Origin of the sequence: Kribbella monticola (assembly GCF_003261635.1) — a bacterium.
GTDB lineage: Bacteria > Actinomycetota > Actinomycetes > Propionibacteriales > Kribbellaceae > Kribbella > Kribbella monticola.
The window spans coordinates 71041-86636 of record NZ_QFXK01000036.1 but is presented as its reverse complement, the minus strand read 5'-3'; the positions used below and the strand labels follow the sequence as shown (position 1 = coordinate 86636).

Below are 15596 nucleotides of genomic sequence, written 5' to 3'. Positions count from 1 at the left end.
GGTCGACCGGTCTGATGGGACGATGAGACGAAGATGCATCACCGCCCCATCGTCGCAGGAGGCAGGATGAGCGAGAGCTCGAGTGCAGCAACTACGACCGAGGACCGCCCCGAGCTGAAGCGGGTGATGGGCCCTGGGCTGTTGCTGCTGTTCGTCGTCGGCGACATCCTCGGGACCGGCGTGTACGCGCTGACCGGCAAGGTCGCGGGCGAGGTCGGCGGGGCCGTCTGGCTGCCGTTCCTGTGCGCGTTCGTGGTCGCGATGCTGACGGCAACGAGTTACCTGGAGCTCGTCACGAAGTACCCGAAGGCCGGTGGCGCGGCGGTGTACACGCACAAGGCGTTCGGGATCCACTTCCTCACCTTCCTGCTCACCTTCGCGGTGATGTGTTCGGGGCTGACCTCGGCGTCGAGCGCGTCGAAGGCTTTCTCCGAGAACTTCTTCAAGGCGGTGAAGATCGACTCCTCGCACGGATCGATCCTGATGCTCACGGCGCTGGCCTTCATGGCATTGATTGCCCTGGTCAACCTTCGGGGCGTCGGCGAGAGCGTCAAGGCCAACGTCGTGCTGACGCTGATCGAGCTGAGCGGCCTGCTGATCGTGATCGGCGTCGGTGCCTGGGCGCTGGCCAGCGGCGACGGCGACACCTCCCGGTTGACCCACTTCAGTACGCCGGATGGCGAGTCCCCGTTCAGCGCGGTCACAGCGGCGACGGCACTCGCGTTCTTCGCGATGGTCGGCTTCGAGGACTCGGTGAACATGGCCGAGGAGACCAAGGACCCGGTCAAGATCTTCCCCAAGATCATGTTGCTCGGACTGAGTATCACCGGCGTCATCTACATCCTGGTCGCGATCTCGGCCGTCGCCTTGGTGTCACCGGACGAGCTGAACAAGGGCGCCACCCCGCTGCTCAAAGTGATCCAGGCCGGCGCGCCCGGCTTCCCGCTCCAGCTCTTCGCCTGGATCACGATGTTCGCGGTCGCCAATTCCGCGCTGATCAACATGCTGATGGCGAGCCGGCTGCTCTACGGCATGTCCCACGAGAAGGTGCTGCCGGGCCCGCTCGGCCGGGTGCTGCACAAGCGCCGTACGCCGTGGGTGGCGATCCTCTTCACCACGCTGCTGGCGTTCTTCCTGATCGGGTACGCCGACCTGGCGGCGCTCGGCGGGACGACAGCGTTCCTGCTGTTGTGTGTGTTCGCGATCGTCAACGTGGCCGTGCTCGTACTGCGCCGCGACCAGGTCGAGCACAAGCACTTCCACGCGCCGACCGCGTTGCCGGTGCTCGGTGTCGTGCTCTGCGTCTACCTGGCCAGCCCGCTGTCGGGCCGAGCGTCGGCCGACTACCAGATCGCAGGCTGGCTGATGCTGGTCGGCGTCGGGCTCTGGGCCGTCACCTGGCTGCTCAACAAATACGTCTTCAAACGCACCACCGACTTTGACCCGAGCCACTTCGACTCCAGCGGTACGGTCAATTGAGCGAATAACTCCGCGGCGGAATTCGGTGTGCCGCTCTCAGGCCTCCTGATCGGCGCCGGCAGCTGTTGGTACTGCGGTCGTGCGGACCGGGTCGCTCTGGTGGAGCGGGCGGGTCGGAAGAAGTGCAGCCAGTACCACGGTGCCGAGGGCAACCAAACCCAGCGCGACTGCGATCCAGCCGAGCGCGGGGTAGCCGGCGCCGGCGTCGATCGCCAGGCCGCCGAGCCATGGGCCGATGGTGATGCCGACGTTGAACGAGGAGAAGTTGATCGCCGTCGCGAAGGTCGGCGCCTGACCGGACAGGCTGAACACCCGGGCGTTCAGCGCGGGGTTGACCGCGAAGCCGAAGCCGCCGAGCAGGAAGATCGTCACGATCGCCACGACCGGGGTCCCGGCCCACAGCGCGAGCGCGGCCGAGAGGACGACCAGCCCGGCGATCCCGACCGAGAGGGTGCGGAACGGTGTGGCGTCCGCTGTCCGGCCGCCGATAGTGATCCCGATCAGCGAGCCCACGCCGTACAGAGCCAGCACGGCGGGAACGGCGCCCGGTCGCAGTCCTGTGGCCTCGGTCAGCAGGGGAGCGAAGTAGCTGAAGATCACCAGGATCGCGGCGGTGACCAGCGCGGTCGTCGCGTAGGACAGCCACAGCCGCGGGTTGGCCATCGCCCGGATCTCCGAGCGCAGGTGTGGCGCGCTGTCCGGGTCAGGGCTGCCGCTGGGGATCGTCACCAGCACGCCCGCCATCGCCAGCAGCGACAAACCGGCAACGGCCCAGAACGCCGCGCGCCAGCCGAGGTGCTGACCGATCACGGTCCCGGCAGGCAGCCCGACGATGGTGGCGATCGTGAGACCGCCGGCCACCACGCTCATCGCCTTGGCCCGGCTGTTGGAGGGGACCAGGCCCACCGCGGTGACGGCGGCGACCGCCCAGAAGCCGGCGTACACGAACGCACCCACCACCCGGGTCGCCAGCAGCACCTCGTAGTTCGGTGTCAGCGCACCGGCGACGTGGGTGAGCGCGAAGATCGCGAGGAACACGAGCAACGCCGTACGCCGGGGCCAGCGCAACGTCACCACCGCCAGCACCGGCGCGCCGACCAGCATGCCGATCGCGAACGCGGAGATCAGCAGACCCGCGGCCGGGATGGACACTTGTAGATCGACGGCGATGTCGGGCAGCAGGCCGGCCAGCATGAGCTCGGACGTGCCCTGAGCGAAGATGGCCAGCCCCAGGACGTACACGGCGATCGGCATCGCGATTCCCCCCAAAAATCCGGTCGTACGGCAGTCTGCGCAGGCGCGGCCCGCCCTCCGGGTTCCCCTTTTGTCGATTCCTCCTTCGGACCGCGATCCCCGGCGCGGACCCGGGCCCCAGCCCCACGGTCACGCCGCGCCACCCGCGGAACACCCATTGTGACGCACAACGGCCCGGCCGCGCTGGCCCCGCCGCCAACCTGTGGACAAACTCACGCCGACGGGCCGCGGAAACGCTGACCGAGATGCCGGGGGTTGGCCCGATCGGGCATCGTTGAGCTATGAGCTTCCAGACTCCGGCCCGGAAGAAGGGCAGCGTCGTCGACGCCGCCCGGATCAGCAGCGGGATCAAGCTGCTGGTCGTACTCGTCGGACTCATGTGGCTCAGCGAGCTCGTCGACACCGCATTGCACGGCCGGCTCGATCGGTACGGGATCATTGCCCGCGAACCGGACGGACTGTTCGGCATCCTCACCGCGCCGTTCCTGCACCTCGGCTTCGGTCACCTGATCTCGAACACGCTGCCGCTCGTCACACTGGGCGCCATCATCGCGGTCAGCGGCGCTTTGCGGCTGTTCTCGGTGACCGCGATCGTCACGACGATCGGTGGGTTCGGCACCTGGCTGATCTCGCCGCCGCACACGATCACCATCGGCGCCAGCGGCCTGGTGTTCGGGTACGCGGCGTACCTGATCGCCCGCGGCATCTTCAACCGCCGCCTCGGTCAGGTCGCGATCGGTGTCGTCGTGGTGATCGTCTGGGGCAGCGCGTTGCTCGGCGGCCTGCTCCCGCAGGACGGCATCTCCTGGCAGGGTCACCTGTTCGGCGGGATCGCCGGCATCCTGGCCGCCTGGGTCCTCGCCGACGACCGCAAACCCGCCAACCGCCCAGTCGCCTGAGTTCCTGGGTGGGCGGTACCGCGTGACCCGAGCCAGGTCGTCCTTCCTGTCTGAGCCTTCAGCCGAGGGTTGCCGGGTCCGTGTTGGCTCCGCAGACGATGACGACGACCCGCTCGCCCGGCGCGGGCTGGTAGGCACCGGTCGTCAAGGCGGCGTATGCCGCGGCCGCGCCGTGCTCGACGGCGAGGCGGTAGTCCTGCCACAGTTCGTTGCGAGCAGCAACAATCCCGTCCTCGGCGACCAGCACCGACCCGAGGTCGTACCGTCGCGCCGCCTCGAACGCCAGCGCCCCGAGCCGCCGCGCCCCGAGCGAGTCCGCCGCAACGCCACCGACCTGTACGTCGACCGGCTCGCCGGCCTCGAGCGCGCGATGCAAGGTCGGGGCCAACTCGGGCTCGACGCCGATCACCCGAGCCCGCTCCTCGAGCGCGGTCGCGACCCCGGCGATCAGGCCACCGCCGCCGACCGCCACCAGTACCGTGTCGAACCCCTCGACCTGTTCGAGCAACTCCAGTCCCAGCGTGCCCTGCCCGGCGACGACCTCCGGCTGGTCGTACGCGTGCAGAAGCAGCGCACCCGACTCCTCGCTCGCCGCCACCGCGGCCTCATGCGCCTCGGCGTACTCGTTCCCGACCTGCACCACATCCGCGTCCAGCGTGTGGAGCCGGGCAACCTTGGCGGCGGGCGCGTTCTGCGGCACGAAGATGCGAGCGGGTACGCCGAGTTCGCGCGCGGCGTACGCGGCGGCGAGTCCGGCGTTGCCGCCTGAAGCCGTGACGATGCCCTGGCCGGTCAGGGCACCTTCTTCCTTGGCGCTGAGCAAGCGGTTGAAGGCACCGCGCGGTTTGAACGACCCCACGTGCTGGACGAGTTCGAGCTTGAAGGCCAGCGTCGGGGACACCTGGAGCACCGGCGTACGGCGTACTCGTCCATCGATCCGCCGGGCGGCGGCCAGCGCCTCGTCACGCGAAACGGTCATGCTTCAACTCTCGCACACTCCTTACCGACGCTGGCTGCGCGTTCGAGGAGGGGACTGTTGCCGTCGGTGGTGATAGGTAAGACTGCAGAGCAGCTTCGGTCGATGGAGGCACGCGCATGGGTGCATACGAAGACAGCTACCGCCGCAGCCTGGCGGCTCCGGACAGGTTCTGGCTGGAGGCCGCCTCAGCGATCAGCTGGAGGCGCTCTCCGACCCGCGGTCTCGACGACTCGGCTGCCCCGCTCTACCGGTGGTTCCCCGACGGCGAGCTCAACACGTCGTACAACGCCCTCGACCGGCACGTGGAGAGCGGCGCCGGAGAGCGCTCTGCGCTGATCTACGACTCTCCCGTCACCGGTACGACACGGACGTTCACGTACGCCGAACTGCGGGACCGGGTCGCTGTGTTCGCGGGCGCGCTCCGGTCGGTCGGTGTCGGCAAGGGTGACAGGGTCATCGTCTACATGCCGATGATCCCCGAAGCGGTGATCGCGATGCTGGCGTGCGCGCGGCTGGGAGCGATCCACTCGGTCGTGTTCGGCGGGTTCGCGCCGAAGGAACTCGCCGCGAGGATCGACGACGCCACGCCGAAGGTGATCGTCGCCGCGTCCTGCGGAATCGAGCCGACGCGGGTCGTCGAGTACAAGCCGATCGTCGACAGCGCACTCGAACTGGCCGCCCACCAGCCCGACCACACCATCTTGCTGCAACGCGAGAACGCGCCCGGAAAACTCGGAGAGCGCGATCTCGACTGGGAAACGCTGATCTCGGACGCACACCCGGTGGATCCCGTGCCGGTCGCTGCTACCGATCCGCTCTATGTGCTCTACACGTCCGGCACGACCGGCAAGCCGAAGGGCGTCGTACGAGACAACGGCGGCCACGCGGCCGCACTGGCCTGGTCGATGCGCGCCGTCTACGACATCGGACCCGGCGACGTGTGGTGGACCGCCTCCGATGTCGGCTGGGTCGTCGGCCACTCCTACATCGTCTACGCGCCGCTGCTCGTCGGCGCGACCACGGTTCTGTATGAGGGTAAGCCGGTCGGTACTCCGGATGCGGGTGCCTTCTGGCGCGTGATCTCCGAGCATCGGGTGAAAGCGCTCTTCACCGCTCCGACGGCGCTCCGGGCGATCAAGAAGGTCGATCCCGACGCCGTCGAGTTGGCGAAGTACGACCTGGGTGGATTCAGCACGCTGTTCCTCGCCGGTGAGCGACTCGACCCGGAGACCTATCACTGGGCGCACGACAAACTCGGCGTACCGGTGGTCGATCACTGGTGGCAGACCGAGACCGGCTGGCCGATCGCGGCGAATCCACTCGGGCTCGAAGCATTGGCGACCAAGCCCGGTTCGGCCACGGTTCCACTGCCGGGCTGGAACGTGCAGATCCTCGACGCGGACGGAACCGTACTGCCCGCGGGGGAGGAGGGCGCGATCGCGATCAAGCTGCCGCTTCCGCCCGGCGCGCTGCCGACGCTGTGGGGAGACGACGCGCGGTACGTCGCCGGCTATCTGAGTCAGTACGACGGGTACTACCTGACCGGCGACGGCGGCTACATCGATGCCGACGGCTACATCTTCGTGATGGGCCGCACCGACGACGTCATCAACGTCGCCGGACACCGGCTGTCGACCGGCAGCATGGAGGCGGTCCTCGCGGCGCATCCGGCGGTCGCCGAGTGCGCGGTGATCGGCGTCCACGATCCGCTGAAAGGCCAACTCCCACGCGGTTTCGTCGTGCTGAAGGCCGGCGCGGAGATCTCCCCGGAAACGCTGCAGTCCGAACTGGTCGCCGCCGTACGCCGCGACATCGGCCCGGTCGCCGCCTTCCGGGAGGTCTCGGTCGTCGAGGCGCTGCCGAAGACCCGCTCCGGCAAGATCCTCCGCAAAACCATGCGCGGCATCGCCGACGGCCGCGAAGTCCAGGTCCCCTCCACCATCGAAGACCCCACCGTCCTCGACAGCCTCCGCCCCATCCTCCGCCACGAGAACTGAACCGACCCGCTTACTCTCGGCGGTTTCTGGTGGGGGTGGGGTGGGCGGTTAGGCTCGGGGTATGCGAGTCGTCATTGCGGGTGGACATGGGCAGATCGCGCTGAGGTTGACCAAGGTGCTGGCGGGTGCCGGACACGAGGTGGTCGGGCTGGTGCGCAACCCGGACCACCAGGTGGACCTCACCGCGGTGGGTGGCTCGGCCGCAGTACTGGATCTCGAGAAGGCAGACGTCACCGCGGTTGCCGAAGTACTGGCCGGTGCGGACGTCGCGATCTTCTCCGCCGGCGCCGGTCCCGGGAGTGGCAACGAGCGCAAGGACACCGTCGATCGTGGTGCGGCGGCGTTGTTCGCCGAGGCGGCTGAGCGCGCCGGCGTACGGCGTCATCTTCAGGTCGGCTCGATGGGCGCGGACCGTGCCGACGAACTCGATCCGGACGACAGCTTCACGATCTATCTGCGGGCGAAGAAGGCGGCCGAGGACGACCTGCGCGCCCGCGACCTGGACTGGACCATTCTGCGCCCGGGAGCGCTCACCAACGATCCCGGCACCGGACTGGTCCTGCTCGCCGACAAGACCGGCCGCGGCAGTGTCAGCCGCGACGACGTGGCCGCCGTCCTTGCCGGGCTCTGCGAAACCCCGGCCTCGATCGGCCGGACCCTCGAACTCATCGCCGGCGACACACCGATCGCCACCGCGCTGAGCACCCTCTGACAGTTGCTACCAGCAACAGATTGTGACGGACATGGGCGACGACACCCTTCGTTCGGTGCACTTCGAGCGCACCGAGAACAGCAAGTACCTGGTCCACAACGTCCGCGGCGGGACTCTGTCGGTCGGCTCCGGTGGTGAGACCGACACCGACTTCACCCCGGTGGAGTTGCTGCTCGCCGCGATCGGCGCCTGTTCCGCGATCGACGTCGACGTCGTGGTCAGCAGGCGCGCCGAGCCGACCGAGTTCAGCGCGGTCGTCCGCGGCGACAAGATCCGCGACCCCGAACAGGGCAACCGGATGGAGAACCTCGCCGTCGAGTTCACCATCACCTTCCCCGAAGGCGAAGCCGGCGACAAGGCCCGCGAGGCCCTACCCCGAGCCGTCAAAATGTCCCACGACCGCCTCTGCACAGTAAGCCGCACAGTAGAACTGGGAACCCCAGTCCACACCACCGTCGTAGACCCGCCTCAGAGCTGACCTACCAACCCAACGCAGTACCTACACGCGCTTCAGCCTTCAGGTTTTGATGGTGTGGCGGGTTAGGTGGCGGCCGGGGGTTCGGGAGTGGGTTAGGAGTTGCGGGGTGGGGCGGACTTCGCGGGGGCCCATCCAGGACTGGTTGGGTTTGTGGAGGGTCCAGCCGGCGCCGAGGGTGACGGCTGCGTGCTGGACTGCGTGGTTGTTGTCGCGCCAGACCTGGACAGTGCCCGGTACGTCGTCGCGCCCGCCGCGGGTGGTGTGCTGATCGAGCCACTCCTCGAACGGTTCCCGCTGCATCCATTCCTCAGCGGCACCCTCGACGCCGGCCGCCGCCATCACCGTGCCGAAGCAGTTCGGTCCACTCCCGTTCGGGAAAGTCCCGGCCAGTTCACGCGCAACGGGTAGCACCTGAGCAGCATCCGACCAGACAGCCTTCGGTACTTCGCGGTGCCGGCTCGGCCCGAGGTCTTCGCCGACGACCCGGGGCAGCACCTCGCGCGCGAAGTCACGTAGTACCGACTTCCACCAGACGAACCGGTGCCCGTCGGCCTGCTGTGCAATCTCCGGCCCGAGCACCTCTCGCCAGGCTCGAACGGTCGGTACTTCGGAGCGCTCGTGCGTCACCTGCGCACGCACCAGCTCCGCACGGGTCTTCCGCGGCAACGCCATGAAGGTTGCCTCGTCGAGCCACACGGACTTCAACCGGCTGTCGAGGTTGTAGGTCTGGTACGTGTCCCGCAGCTGCTTGTCGGGCTTCGCCGGATCCAGCGGTAGCGACCACGCCGCGGCCTGCTTCGACGTCACGTAGAACGGTTGCCGGTCCGGAGCTAGCCAGTCGATCCAGGAGTTGAACAGTTCAGGGGACACCTCGATGCCGAGGACGCGCATCAAACCTCCGGGGGCGGCCGTTGCGGCCCCCGATAGGGCTGCGTCTGGCTGTACACCAGATTGGTAGTCGTCGTCCCGAATTCGGTCAACTCGTTTACCAGCTCCTCCAGGTGCGCCATCGACCCGGCGGCCACCTTCAGGGTGTAGCAGTCGTCGCCGGTCGTCCGCAGGCATTCGAGGATCTCGAACCGTTCGCCGAGCAACCTCCGCAGCGGCTCGTGCTTGTTGCCCGGGTACTTCAGCCGTACGACGGCCAGCACAGGGAACCCGACCTTCGCCAGGTCCACGTCTGCGCGATAGCCACTGATGATCCCGGCCGCCTCGAGTCGTCTCAGCCGCTCGGTGGCCGCCGAGGGGCTCAGGTTCACCCGGCGGCCGAGCTCGGTCAGTGGAATCCGGCCGTCGCGTTGGACCTCGACCAGGATCGCCCAGTCGGTCGGATCGAGAGTTTCGGTCATCTCGCCAAGATACCGGCGATTCCATGGCTATCCGGCACTGATACCGCGAGGATTCCCTTCTGGGCGACCCTTTCGGCTGGATAGCCTGACGGCGTGGAAATCGGCGTGAACGTCCCCAACTTCGGCCCCGGCACGGATCCGGGACGGCTTCGCGACTGGGCCCGGACAGTGGAGGGGCTGGGCTTCGACCTGCTGATGTTGTCCGACCACGTCGCGATCACGCCCGACGTCGCGGAGCAGTACCCGGCGCCCTTCTACGAACCGTTCACCGCGCTGAGCTGGCTGGCCGGCATCACCGACACGATCCGGCTGGGCACCACGGTGCTGATCGCGCCGTACCGGCATCCGCTGCTGGTCGCCCGGATGGCGGCGAACCTCAACCAGTTGAGTGGCGGCCGATTCGTCCTCGGTGTCGGAGCCGGCTGGGCGCGACAGGAGTTCGAGGCACTCGGCGTCGACTTCGCCCAGCGCGGAGAGCTGACCGACGAGTTGCTGCGGACCGTGCGCGACGCGTGGACCAACGACGCCGACTACCGCAGCGGCGACATCCCGATCTGGGTCGGTGGACTCAGTACTGCGGGGATGCGGCGCGCCGTTCGCTTCGGGGACGCGTGGCATCCGTTGCGCCAGTCGATGGACTGGATGCGGAACGCGCTCGGCGTACTGGCGAAGATCGCCGAGAACGAGCAGAGAGCGCTCCCTGCGTTCTCACCGCGGATCCTGCTCCGGCTCACTCCCGAGCCGTTGGACGAACGGGTCGCTGGTGAGGGATCGATCGATCAGGTGATCGGTGACTTGAATCAGCTGGAGGCGCTCGGCGCCGAGGCCGTAGTACTGGATCCGTTCATCGGTGATCCAGCAGAGACCGAGCGGCCGGAGACGGCCTGGAGCGCGCTGGCGACAGTCATGGCGCACAGAGGAGACAAGTAGTGAGTACAGAAGCAATCGTGTCGTCGGCCGAAGAGGGATATCTGCGGCGGGCGATCGAGTTGGCCGCTGCGGCGCGTGAGTCCGGCAACCCGCCGTTCGGGTCGATCTTGGTGGGGTCCGACGGCACGGTGGTCGCCGAGGCCGGGAACACGAGCATCACCGACAACGACATCAGCGCGCATCCGGAACTCAAGCTCGCCAAGTGGGCCGCTCGCGAATTGTCGCCGGATGTGGCTGCGACCACCACGATGTACACCAGTTGCCAGCCGTGTGGCATGTGCACCGGCGCGATCGAGCGATCGGGCCTCGGCCGGGTCGTCTTCGCGTTGTCGGGAGACCAGTTGAACGGCCTCAAGCCAGGTGGCGGCTTCGCGCCCGTCGTACAGGACGGCCCGGCCCTGTATGACGAGGCAAGCGCTGTCGTCGACGGGTACTACACCTGATCAGTAGCGGACCCCGGCTCGCGAGGGCTGAGGCAGCCTGGCAAGGTATGCCGAGTCCCGCGCGAGAGGAGAACCACCGGTGCCTGATGTGTTCGCCGGCCGGTTCGAACTCATCGATCCTGTCGGCTCAGGCGGGGCTGGGACCGTCTGGCGCGCGTGGGACCGCCGCCTCGATCGGCTCTGCGCGGCCAAGGTCCTGCGTCAGCGACATGCGGGCGCGCTGCTGCGGTTCGTCCGCGAGCAGGGTCTGCGCCTGGAGCACCCGAACGTACTGAGCCCTTACAGCTGGGCAGCCGAGGACGATCAGGCTCTCCTGGCCATGGACCTGGTCGGTGGTGGGTCGCTGAGTCATCTGGTCGCCGACTTCGGGGCATTGCCGGAGCGCTACGCCGCCGAGCTGCTGGCCCAGGTCCTGACGGCACTCGAACACGTCCACGGCGCAGGAGTCGTCCACCGCGACGTCAAGCCCGCAAACCTGTTGCTGGAGGCAACTGGTACAGCCCTTCCGGTACTGCGGTTGAGCGATTTCGGGATCGCGTTCTTGCTGGGGGAGCCGCGTCTCACACAGCAAGGCGCGATCGTCGGAACACCGGGCTTCGTCGCACCTGAGGTACTCGCCGGCGAACCACCCGGTGTCGCACAAGACCTCTACGCAGCAGGCGTCACCGGCTGGCAACTACTGACCGGCGAAGAGCCACCGCCGACCGGCCCCTTACCCCCGCGGTCCGAGGGCTCCGCCGGGAGCACTGTCTGGGATGTAGTCGAAGGCTTGGTCCACGTCGACCCCGATCAACGAACCAGGTCAGCAACCGCAGCGTTGAAGCAACTCGCGCCTGCTCTTACCGACGCCCTGCACCTCCCGGCGCACACTCCTGACGGCGAGCCGATAGAGGTCTTCAACCACCTACCACCACTACCCCCGCCCTACGAAGCTCTACCCGCACCCGCACCCGCACCCGCACCCGCACCCGCACCCGCACCCACACCCACAGCCGCACCCGGACATCCCCCGCTCAACCCACCCGAGCAAACCAAACTCCCCGAGCCTCAAACCGCCCCTCCGGAGCAACAAGCTTCCGCTGGACCGCACGCCGACTCAGGCGAGCAACCGCATGCGGTCGCGTCTTCCCCAGGCGGAGGAAGTGGCTCGGGGCACCGTCGGCTGGTTTGGACAGGTATAAGTGTGGCTGGACTGGTGGTGGCTGGTGTTGTTGCCGTGGTGCTCCACAACGGAGCCGGCGGTGGCTCACCGTCACCGGGCAGCTCACCGACAAGTACTTCGGTATCCACGCCGGCGCGCAAGCCGTCCGTGCCACCGGAGACGGTTCCCACCGGTCCGGTGACTCCCGTGCCCAACCCGCAGGTGACGCTCGGCGGATTGTGTGGCTGGCAGGAGGCCGGTGAGATCGAGACGACCGCTGATGGCACTCGCGTCGAGTGCCATCAGCAAGGATCGTCCTACCGGTGGATCAAGGCTGGTTAGGCCAGCTAGGTCCCGCATTCGGATAGCTGGGCGGCGTCGGCGGCTTGCGTCGACGAGCCACCAGCACGGCTCCGACAACCGCCACAGCCAGCACCAGCAGCACGCCGCCAACGATCCAGGGGAGTGCCGACGACGAGTCGTCTGGCGCAGGATCGGCTTGGCTCTTCCCAGCAGCGTCGGTATTCGAACCGGAAGGCGTCGAGCCGGAGGCGGTCGGAGTCGGGGTCGGTGTGGACGCAACGTCTCCCGCCGCGCCGTACTGCGGACCGCCAACCTTGTCGCCCACGACGGCGACGTCGATCGTCACCGGCACGCCACTGGGTGAGTCACTGTCGGTACCCAAAGCCGAGCCGAGCTTGGCGACGATGTAATACCACCCGTCCACACTCGACTTTCGGATGGCCGCCTCGGTCGCGTTCCGGTTGAGGTACGCCGTTCGCGCGGTCGCGATGGGCTTGCCGTTGGAGGGCAGAATCTGGGTGCTACCGGTGTAGGCCGTGGTGTCGGACTTGATGTCAGCGCGGACCGGGCTGAACAGGGCGGTCCGGATATTGGCTGTCGAACCCTTCGGTACGCCGCCGAAGGTGACCCGGTAAGCAAGCCCCTGACCCCATTCGAGCTTGACCCGGTAGAACAGCTCCTCGCCGTAGTAGATCGTCTCGCCGTACCGGCCGGCCCCGTCGAGGGTCGTTGCCTCGTTGAACGAACCGCCGGCGCGGACCGGCTTCACGGCGCCGGTGGGCTGCTGAGCGAAGTCGACGAGATTCTGCTGCGCCTGCTCGCCCAGGCTTCCTGTCACGGGCGGCTCGATTCGCAGCTGGAGCTCGATCGGCACCCGGTCGGTACCACGCTGGTCCGCGTCGCGGGTGACTCTGAAGACGTACTTGCCGGGCACGCTGCAGGCTTTCGTCTTCTGCGATCCCGCGGCCAGACCGGTCCAGGTCAGCACCGAGGTCTGCGAACCGCCGTCCTGAGCGCGGGTGTTGAGGTTGCGCTCGGAGCTGTAGCAGTCCGCGCCACCCGGTCCGGTGATCCTGACGTCGACGACCTCGATGTCGCGCGGGTTGCCGCGAGGGAAGATCGCGGTCGCCGCGAAGTACGCCGTCTCGCCGGCTTTCAGCTCGGCCGCGTAGAAGCGTTCCTCGACCGGGTCGATGGTGTCCAGGTATTGACCCGGCACCAGGGTCGGTGCAGTGAACGGATCGGCCGTGCCGATGACCGGCTTGCCGACCGGCTCGTAGTGCCGTAGCGCCTTTTCGGTCACCCGGCCGAGGATGCCGAGCAGCGAATCGGCATCGGTGGCGTCGTGATACGTGCCGCCCGTGTTCTGTGCGATGCAGGCGAGCTGAGCGCGGGCCTTCGGGTCGACCCGGAAGCCGATCGCGTGCACGTGCAGATCGACACCTTGCCGGTGGAGTTCCTTGGCGACCTCACAAGGCTGGGGTGGCGCGCAGGTGTCCTCGCCGTCGGAGACGAGCACGACGGAGCGTTGACCTTCCTTCGGCAGTTGCGCGGCCGCAGTACGCAGCGCCTGGCCGATCGGTGTGTAACCGCTGGCCTTGGCCGCGTTGACCGCGCGCTTGAGTGCGGCCTTGTCGACGGTCCGGACCGGCTGGACGACCCGGACGTCACGACATCCGGCTGCCTTCTCGGCGCCACTCGATCCTGTCCCCGCGCCGTAGATCTCCAGGCCGACCTGCGCCTGGGCGGGCAAACCGTCGACCATCGAACCGACGGCCCGTTTGGCCGCGTCCATCCGGGTCCCGCTGCCGCCGACGTCTCGCGCGGTCATCGAACCGGACGAGTCGAGCACGACCATCACCGGTGACAGCTCACCCTCGGCGGCCGCTGCGGAAGCATTCGCGAATGAGAATGCTAAAGCAAGGGCCGATACAGTGGCGAGAGCGGCGAAGCGTCGTATCATGGCGTCTCCAGGAGCTTTGCGGCTTGACTGAGCACGAACCTAGCGTTTGCATCTGCAAATTGCAAACACGAATCCCGGAGGCCCGGTGACCGACGTACACACGCGCAACCTCGACCTGCAGGTCGAGTGGTACGGCGAGTTCCTCAGGGACAGGTTCCGCCGGCTGCTCGATCGGCTCGACCTCTCCCAGGCCCAGCTGGCCGCGATCCTCGGGCTGTCCGCACCCATGCTGTCCCAACTGATGTCCGGGCAGCGGGCAAAGATCAGCAATCCGGCCGTGTTGTCGAGACTGCTCCAGCTCGAGCAGGCGGTGGGGGAGCGTGGCTGGGACGAGCTGCCCCAGGAAGAGCAGCATCGACGGCTGATCGAGATCCGCGCCGCTCAGCCATCCACGCTGAGCGTTGCCCAAGGCAACCCTGCCGAAGTCCCGGCCGATCCGGTCGCGGCCATCCAGTCGCTGCTTCGCGACGTCGCTTCGGCCACCGACCTGCAGGGCGCCGCCGAGCTGTTGGAGCCGAGCTACCCCGACATCGCTGAAGCGCTCCGAATGCTGGGCACCGGCCGCACCCAGGACGCCCGCGCTTACTACGCCCGAATCACGTCCGGCCGATGACCCTCCGGACCGACGACTGAGCGTCGATCCGGAGGGCGGCTGTCAGTTCGGCGCGAGGCAGAGCGTGTACTTCGAGGAGCCGTTCTGCTCGGTGTACGCGACGGTGTAGCCGTCGAACTTCTCGCAATCGTCGGAGTTCGTCGAGTTGCTGAGCTTGCCGAGGACCTTGTACTCCGCGTCGCTGGAGCTGCAGTCGACGACCTTCACGTCCGGCTTGCTGACCGTGCCCTTGTTCTGCACGCAGTCACCCGCGCTCGCCGACGACGGCGAGCCCTGGTTGCCGTAGATCAACAACGCGATGAAGGCGATCGGCAACAGGAAGCCCAGGACCGCGGGACGCTGGAACAGCGGCTTGCCCAGGTCCATCGGGTGACCCGGAGCGCCCGGGATCGGCTCCGGCAGCTGCTTGAACTTGAGCCGGGTCGGGATGTTGATCAGCATCGTGATCGGGTTGATGATCGCCGAACCGACGCCCCACCAGCCCTGCCACAGGCTCTTCGCCGTCATGTTGCGGTAGGTCGCGATACCGCAGGTGCGGCAGAACGGGCCCTCCAGCTTGAGGAACCGCATCACGATCAGGAATCCCTGGTGACCGCGGACGGTCGCCTGGACAGCCGGCATCCCACCACAGAACCGGCACTGGATCGCGCCCTGCGGATAGGCGGGCATCCCCTGGAACTGCTCGTGCGCACCCTGCTGCGGGAACCCCTGCGGTCCGACACCAGGCTGCCCGTACTGCGGCCCAGGCTGACCCGGCTGGCCGAACGGGACCTGGCCCGGCTGCACCGGAGCGTCGTGCTGACCGGGTGCGTACTGCGGCGCGAAGCCCTGCTGCCCCGCACCGTCGTACTGCGCCTGGCCAGGCTGACCGAACTGACCAGCTGTGTCGTACTGACGGGGCTGGTCGTACTGGCCGGGCCCGGGTGCCGGCTGGGTGTACTGCGGGAACTGGTCTTGCGGGGGACCGTATCCACCACCGGCGCCGGGCTGCGCCGCGTAGGGATCGTGAGGGGACTGAGGCGGGGTAGTGGTCACGGGAATCCTGTGCTCGTACGG

15 protein-coding genes are annotated in these 15596 nt (G+C 67.8%); 9 read left to right on the top strand and 6 right to left on the bottom strand.

Going from position 1 to position 15596, the window contains the following annotated elements; genetic code table 11:
* The first annotated feature begins 66 nt into the window (after positions 1-66).
* Positions 67-1479 carry an APC family permease gene (locus DIZ26_RS29300; protein ID WP_112247377.1) on the top strand — a complete coding sequence of 471 codons (1413 nt, stop codon included), beginning with the start codon at positions 67-69 and terminating at the stop codon, positions 1477-1479.
* 36 nt (positions 1480-1515) lie between these two features.
* On the opposite strand, the gene DIZ26_RS29295 is transcribed toward DIZ26_RS29300, so the two are convergent.
* Entirely contained in the window at positions 1516-2733 is a 1218-nt protein-coding gene (locus tag DIZ26_RS29295; RefSeq protein WP_112247375.1) for a Cmx/CmrA family chloramphenicol efflux MFS transporter, read from the bottom strand.
* A 281-nt stretch (positions 2734-3014) separates the two neighbouring features.
* Between DIZ26_RS29295 and DIZ26_RS29290 the strand changes: the two genes are divergently transcribed.
* The gene (locus tag DIZ26_RS29290) at positions 3015-3632 is read left to right on the top strand and encodes a rhomboid family intramembrane serine protease (RefSeq protein ID WP_112247373.1); all 618 of its coding nucleotides are present in this window, start codon (positions 3015-3017) and stop codon (positions 3630-3632) included.
* A 58-nt stretch (positions 3633-3690) separates the two neighbouring features.
* Here DIZ26_RS29290 and DIZ26_RS29285 read toward each other — a convergent pair whose 3' ends face one another.
* Entirely contained in the window at positions 3691-4611 is a 921-nt protein-coding gene (locus DIZ26_RS29285; protein WP_112247371.1) for a threonine/serine dehydratase, read from the bottom strand.
* Between the two features lie 116 nt (positions 4612-4727).
* Here DIZ26_RS29285 and DIZ26_RS29280 point away from each other — a divergent pair, with 116 nt between their 5' ends.
* From DIZ26_RS29280 to DIZ26_RS29270, 3 genes are all read left to right on the top strand, one after another.
* The gene (locus DIZ26_RS29280; protein WP_112247369.1) at positions 4728-6608 is read left to right on the top strand and encodes a propionyl-CoA synthetase; all 1881 of its coding nucleotides are present in this window, start codon (positions 4728-4730) and stop codon (positions 6606-6608) included.
* A 61-nt stretch (positions 6609-6669) separates the two neighbouring features.
* On the top strand, positions 6670-7320 hold the full coding sequence (locus DIZ26_RS29275) for an SDR family oxidoreductase (RefSeq protein WP_112247367.1): 651 nt from the start codon (positions 6670-6672) through the stop codon (positions 7318-7320).
* Positions 7321-7351: 31 nt separating this feature from the next.
* The gene (locus DIZ26_RS29270; protein ID WP_112247365.1) at positions 7352-7798 is read left to right on the top strand and encodes an OsmC family protein; all 447 of its coding nucleotides are present in this window, start codon (positions 7352-7354) and stop codon (positions 7796-7798) included.
* A 39-nt stretch (positions 7799-7837) separates the two neighbouring features.
* Here the strand turns inward: DIZ26_RS29270 and DIZ26_RS29265 are convergent, their stop codons facing one another.
* Together DIZ26_RS29265 and DIZ26_RS29260 are read right to left on the bottom strand one after the other, a co-directional pair.
* The gene (locus DIZ26_RS29265; protein WP_112247363.1) at positions 7838-8689 is read right to left on the bottom strand and encodes a hypothetical protein; all 852 of its coding nucleotides are present in this window, start codon (positions 8687-8689) and stop codon (positions 7838-7840) included.
* Complete coding sequence (locus tag DIZ26_RS29260) at positions 8689-9147, bottom strand: Lrp/AsnC family transcriptional regulator (protein ID WP_112247361.1); 459 nt, start codon at positions 9145-9147, stop codon at positions 8689-8691. The genes DIZ26_RS29265 and DIZ26_RS29260 overlap by 1 nt, the downstream gene beginning before the upstream one ends.
* 93 nt (positions 9148-9240) lie before the next feature.
* Between DIZ26_RS29260 and DIZ26_RS29255 the strand changes: the two genes are divergently transcribed.
* From DIZ26_RS29255 to DIZ26_RS38025, 3 genes are all read left to right on the top strand, one after another.
* On the top strand, positions 9241-10077 hold the full coding sequence (locus DIZ26_RS29255) for an LLM class flavin-dependent oxidoreductase (protein WP_112247359.1): 837 nt from the start codon (positions 9241-9243) through the stop codon (positions 10075-10077).
* The gene (locus DIZ26_RS29250; protein WP_232828675.1) at positions 10077-10520 is read left to right on the top strand and encodes a nucleoside deaminase; all 444 of its coding nucleotides are present in this window, start codon (positions 10077-10079) and stop codon (positions 10518-10520) included. Before DIZ26_RS29255 ends, DIZ26_RS29250 begins: the two co-directional genes overlap by 1 nt.
* Before the next feature lie 79 nt (positions 10521-10599).
* Entirely contained in the window at positions 10600-12003 is a 1404-nt protein-coding gene (locus DIZ26_RS38025; RefSeq protein ID WP_112247357.1) for a serine/threonine-protein kinase, read from the top strand.
* On the opposite strand, the gene DIZ26_RS29240 is transcribed toward DIZ26_RS38025, so the two are convergent.
* Positions 11990-13822: a vWA domain-containing protein gene (locus DIZ26_RS29240; protein WP_232828684.1), complete on the bottom strand. Its 1833-nt coding sequence runs from the start codon at positions 13820-13822 to the stop codon at positions 11990-11992. The two genes, DIZ26_RS38025 and DIZ26_RS29240, sit on opposite strands and share 14 nt — an antisense overlap.
* 190 nt (positions 13823-14012) lie before the next feature.
* On the opposite strand from DIZ26_RS29240, the gene DIZ26_RS29235 reads away from it, so the two are divergent.
* On the top strand, positions 14013-14540 hold the full coding sequence (locus DIZ26_RS29235; protein ID WP_112247353.1) for a helix-turn-helix domain-containing protein: 528 nt from the start codon (positions 14013-14015) through the stop codon (positions 14538-14540).
* A gap of 42 nt (positions 14541-14582) precedes the next feature.
* Here the strand turns inward: DIZ26_RS29235 and DIZ26_RS29230 are convergent, their stop codons facing one another.
* Positions 14583-15575 carry an LppU/SCO3897 family protein gene (locus DIZ26_RS29230; RefSeq protein ID WP_112247351.1) on the bottom strand — a complete coding sequence of 331 codons (993 nt, stop codon included), beginning with the start codon at positions 15573-15575 and terminating at the stop codon, positions 14583-14585.
* Positions 15576-15596 lie beyond the last annotated feature (21 nt).

What these genes read in the sequence shown, in the direction of transcription:
- DIZ26_RS29300 (WP_112247377.1), top strand. Translation starts at nt 67, where the DNA reads ATGAGCGAGAGCTCGAGTGCAGCAACTACGACCGAGGACCGCCCCGAG.
- DIZ26_RS29295 (WP_112247375.1), bottom strand. Translation starts at nt 2,733, where the DNA reads ATGCCGATCGCCGTGTACGTCCTGGGGCTGGCCATCTTCGCTCAGGGC.
- DIZ26_RS29290 (WP_112247373.1), top strand. Translation starts at nt 3,015, where the DNA reads ATGAGCTTCCAGACTCCGGCCCGGAAGAAGGGCAGCGTCGTCGACGCC.
- DIZ26_RS29285 (WP_112247371.1), bottom strand. Translation starts at nt 4,611, where the DNA reads ATGACCGTTTCGCGTGACGAGGCGCTGGCCGCCGCCCGGCGGATCGAT.
- DIZ26_RS29280 (WP_112247369.1), top strand. Translation starts at nt 4,728, where the DNA reads ATGGGTGCATACGAAGACAGCTACCGCCGCAGCCTGGCGGCTCCGGAC.
- DIZ26_RS29275 (WP_112247367.1), top strand. Translation starts at nt 6,670, where the DNA reads ATGCGAGTCGTCATTGCGGGTGGACATGGGCAGATCGCGCTGAGGTTG.
- DIZ26_RS29270 (WP_112247365.1), top strand. Translation starts at nt 7,352, where the DNA reads ATGGGCGACGACACCCTTCGTTCGGTGCACTTCGAGCGCACCGAGAAC.
- DIZ26_RS29265 (WP_112247363.1), bottom strand. Translation starts at nt 8,689, where the DNA reads ATGCGCGTCCTCGGCATCGAGGTGTCCCCTGAACTGTTCAACTCCTGG.
- DIZ26_RS29260 (WP_112247361.1), bottom strand. Translation starts at nt 9,147, where the DNA reads ATGACCGAAACTCTCGATCCGACCGACTGGGCGATCCTGGTCGAGGTC.
- DIZ26_RS29240 (WP_232828684.1), bottom strand. Translation starts at nt 13,822, where the DNA reads ATGGTCGTGCTCGACTCGTCCGGTTCGATGACCGCGCGAGACGTCGGC.